General features: G+C 68.9%; 2 protein-coding genes. One reads left to right on the forward strand and one right to left on the reverse strand.

The genetic code is table 11. The features are described from left to right. The first annotated feature begins 62 nt into the window (after nucleotides 1-62). A complete protein-coding gene (locus tag ACDELDRAFT_RS22145) occupies nucleotides 63-1,016 on the forward strand; it encodes an AEC family transporter (RefSeq protein ID WP_040330596.1) in 954 nt (317 codons plus the stop codon). Nucleotides 1,017-1,076: 60 nt separating this feature from the next. Here ACDELDRAFT_RS22145 and ACDELDRAFT_RS22150 read toward each other — a convergent pair. Then, nucleotides 1,077-1,764, reverse strand: a 688-nt coding sequence (locus tag ACDELDRAFT_RS22150) for an IPTL-CTERM sorting domain-containing protein (protein WP_005800941.1), incomplete at its 5' end; no start/stop codon positions are given.

Below are 1,764 nucleotides of genomic sequence, written 5' to 3' on the forward strand. Positions count from 1 at the left end.
TTGCGCCGGCGGTGGCCCACGGCGTGCCGACGGCCCGGACGCAGGCCCCCGACAATAGCGCCGTGCTGTCCGTCCTTCTCATCACCTTCCCCTTCTTCGCGCTGGTGCTGTGCGGCTATCTGGCCGCGCGGCGCGGCGTCCTGCCGCAGCCGGCCATTCCGGGCCTGAACGCCTTCGTGCTGTATTTCGCGCTGCCGTGCATGCTGTACCGCTTTGGCGCCAGCACGCCGATCGCGCGGCTGCTCGATCCGGCGGTGGCCGGCGTCTATCTGCTGTGCGGCCTGGTGATGGTGGGCGGCACCGTGCTCTTCACGCGGGGGCCGCGCACCAACTGGAACGACGCCGCCTTTGGCGCGCTGGTGGCGGCTTTCCCCAATACCGGTTTCATGGGCGTGCCGTTGCTCGTGGCCCTGCTGGGCGCGCAAAGCGCCGGGCCCACCATCGTGACCATCGCCGTGGACATGGTCATCACCACCTCGCTGTGCGTGGCGCTTTCGCGGTTGGACGGCGCCGGCACCCACGGCATGGGGGTGGCGCTGCGCAACGCCTTCAAGGGCATGGCCACCAACCCCATGCCGTGGTCGATTGCCCTGGGGGCGCTCGCCTCGGCCGTGCAGCTCAAGCTGCCCGCGCCGGTCGACAAGACCGTGGCCATGCTGGCCGACGCCGCGTCGCCCGTGGCCCTGTTCACCATCGGCGCCGTGCTGGCGCGTTCGCAAATGAACCAGCACGAGCAGGTGCTGGTGCGCGACTACGTGCCGATTGCCCTGGCCAAGCTGCTGTTGCACCCCTTGCTGGTGTGGGGCGTGGGCTCGGCCGCCATGGCGCTGGGCGTGCCGCTCACGCCCTTTGCGCTCACGGTGCTGGTGCTGCTGGCCGCATTGCCCAGCGCCAGCAATGTGTCGCTGTTGGCCGAGAAGTTCGGCGCCCACAACGGGCGCATCGCGCGGATCATCCTGGTGTCGACCGCGCTGGCGTTTCTGAGCTTTTCTGCAGCGGTGGCGCTGGCCACCTGATTGCTTTCAGTTTGATAGCTGCAAGCGCCTGAATGGCAAGCGCTGCAGGCTAACAAGACCTCAAATCCGGCCGCGCCGGCGCTGCCACAGCATGCCGCCTGCCAACAGCAGGCTCAGCGCAGCCACGCCCCATTCGGAAAGCGTGGGGATGCTGGCCGCGCCGCCCGGAGCGGGCGGCGGCGGGGTCACGCCGGTAATGGTGAGCACCGCTTGCTGGGCGACACCGCCCACCAGCGGATATGCCAGACTGGCAGAAGTGACTCCCGCCGGCAGCGTGCCCAATGTGAAGGTGCCCGTGATGCCGGCGGTGGTGTGCAGCACTGTGAAGGTTTGCCCCACCGCGGGGGTGCCGCTCAGGTTCGAGACATTGAGCGTTGCTCCGGTGACGTCTGCCGTGCCCGGGGTACCGAGTGGACCGGAATCCATGACCCACAGCAGGTCAGCGGTGCTGGTGGTGGCGTCGATCTCGGCGTTATAGGTCATGCCCGTGAGGGACGCCGTGCCGACGACCGTGATGGTGCCGATCGAATGGCCCGGCGCCAGCTTGCCGTTGTTCAGCAAGAGAGCGCCATGGATGGTGCCGTCGCCGCTCAGGGTGTTGCCCGCGCCGAAGGCGCGCACGGTGCCATTCACGGTGGCCGCCGTCAGGTCCAGGGTGTTGTTGGTCGTGCCGTCGAAGACGACCGCCGATGCCGTGTAGCCGCCCACGGTGCCCGCCGCAACGGTGCCGCTGGCGCGGATGGTGTTG

This window comes from Acidovorax delafieldii 2AN (assembly GCF_000175235.1).
In the GTDB taxonomy this organism is placed as follows: domain Bacteria; phylum Pseudomonadota; class Gammaproteobacteria; order Burkholderiales; family Burkholderiaceae_C; genus Acidovorax; species Acidovorax delafieldii_B.